This window comes from Streptomyces sp. NRRL B-24572, from assembly GCF_002156145.1.
Classification (GTDB): Bacteria; Actinomycetota; Actinomycetes; order Streptomycetales; family Streptomycetaceae; genus Streptomyces; species Streptomyces vietnamensis.
Map to the genome: position 1 here is coordinate 1 of NZ_MWIG01000905.1, position 2,067 is coordinate 2,067.

Annotated in this window: 1 protein-coding gene and 1 pseudogene; both read left to right on the forward strand. The window is 75.4% G+C overall.

What is annotated here, in order from left to right; all coding sequences use genetic code 11:
* Window positions 1-405 (forward strand): annotated as a pseudogene (locus CCN56_RS38035) (hypothetical protein); the annotation flags it as partial.
* A partial coding sequence (locus CCN56_RS38040; RefSeq protein ID WP_218779495.1) for a hypothetical protein occupies window positions 402-2,067 on the forward strand: 1,666 nt, incomplete at its 3' end. The pseudogene CCN56_RS38035 and the gene CCN56_RS38040, both read left to right, overlap by 4 nt.

The following is a 2,067-nucleotide window of genomic DNA, read 5'->3' on the forward strand; positions in this document are numbered from 1 at the left end:
GGCGGCGGCACGGGCGGCGGTACGGGCTCCGCCGGGGCCACCGGATCCGCCGCGGGCGGCACCGCCGGCACCTCCGGCGCGGGCGCCACCGGCTCCGCCGGCGCGGCTTCCGGCGGCACGACCGGCGGCGCGCTCGACCCCGAGACCGGCCAGCCCCTCGGCGACGGCGGCGCGGGCGGCGCGGGAGCGGGCGGCGGCGCGGGAGCGAGCGGCGGCGCGGCGGGCGGAGGCGGAGGCGGCGGCGAGCTGTACGGCGTCCCCGTGACCACCGCCGCGAGCGTCGGCGGCGGACTCCAGACCACCCTCATGGTGCTCGGCGCCCTGATGCTCGTCCTCGTCACCGTCGGCCCGCCGCTGCTGCACCGGCGGCTCGCGGCCCGCCGCGCGGGGGAGGGCCCCCGATGACCCCCGTACGCCCCGGCCGGCTGCGCACCCTCCTCGGCACCCTGTGCCTGGCCCTCGTCCCCGTCGTCGCCACCGTCGGCACCGGCCTCGACCCGGCAGCCGCCCCCGCCTACGCCGCCACCGGGCAGGGCTCGGCGGTGACCGTCTCCGGCACCGGCGAGTTCGCCGACCTGAGGATCACCGTCGGCCAGACCCGCAACCTCGTCAACCAGGTCGTCCGGATCAACTGGACCGGCGGCGCGCCCACCGTCTCCGACACCGCCTACGCCGCGAACTACCTGCAGATCATGCAGTGCTGGGGCGACGAGCACGGCCCCGGCACCGACCAGTGCCAGTTCGGCGGCTCCTCCGCCCTCGGCGCGGGCGCCGGCAACCAGGCCGCCGGCGCCTACACCAACGGACGGCAGCTCAACTACGGCGCCCACCTCAAGGACTCCGAGAACCAGCCGCTGCCCCCGCCCGGCCCCAGCGGCATCTCGTACGCGCCCTTCCGCTCGGTCACCGGCGACGACGTCAGCCCCGGCAACTGGAACGAGTTCTTCGACGTCAACAGCACCAACGAGGTCCCCTACGCCCGCACCGACGCCCGCGGCACCGGCGAGGTCCACTTCGAGATGCAGACCGGCGTCGAGGCCCCCGGCCTCGGCTGCGGCGCCGCCGTCGAGACCGCCGGCACCGTCACCGGCCGCGGCTGCTGGCTGGTGATCGTGCCGCGCGGCGAGAAGGAGGTCGACGGCAGCCCGTACACCTCCCAGTCCAGCGGCCAGCTCCAGTCCTCGCCGCTCAGCCCGGCCAACTGGAAGCACCGCATCATCGTCCCCCTCGGCTTCGAACCGATCGGCAGCTACTGCCCGATCGGCGCCGAGGAACGCGGCACCCTCGGCAGCGAGATGGCCGCCGAGGCCGTCACCCGCTGGCAGCCCGCCCTCTGCCGGACCGGCGACCGGGCGATCTACGGCTACGCCCAGGTCCCCGACGAGACCGCCCGCGTCAAGCTGCTCTCCGGCACGCCCGGCCTGGTCTTCGTCGGCCGCGCCGCCCCCGCCTCCGCCACCCGCACCCCGGTCTACGCCCCGGTGGCGCTCTCCGGCATCACCATCGGCTACTCCATCGAGAGCCAGGCGTCGTTCCGCGCCCCCGACGAGGTACGGCAGCGCAACGGCACCCGGATGACGACCCTGCGGCTCACCCCGCGCCTGGTCGCCAAGCTCCTCACGGAGTCGTACCGCGACGGCGTCTCCCGCTTCGCCGAGAGCGTCGCCGGGAACCCCGAGAACCTCGGCCGCGACCCGGAGTTCATCCGCTCCAACCCCGAGTACGCCGACCTGGACTTCGGCGGCAAGCTCGGCGACGCCCTCGTGCCGCAGCCGCTCTCCGACACCACCCGGCAGCTGTGGGAGTGGGTCGCCCAGGACCCGGCCGCCGCCGAGTTCCTCAAGGGAACCCCCGACGACGAGGGGGCCCACGGAGACCCCGGCAACGCCGGCATGAAGGTCAACCCGCACTACAAGGGCCTCGCCCTGCCGCTCGACTCCTTCCCCAAGAGCGACCCCTACTGCCAGACCTTCGACGACCGGCCGGAACACCCGCTCTGCGTCCAGGACAAGAAGCCGTACGCCACCGACATGCACGCCGCGGCGCGCGCGGCGTGCATGTCGGTGG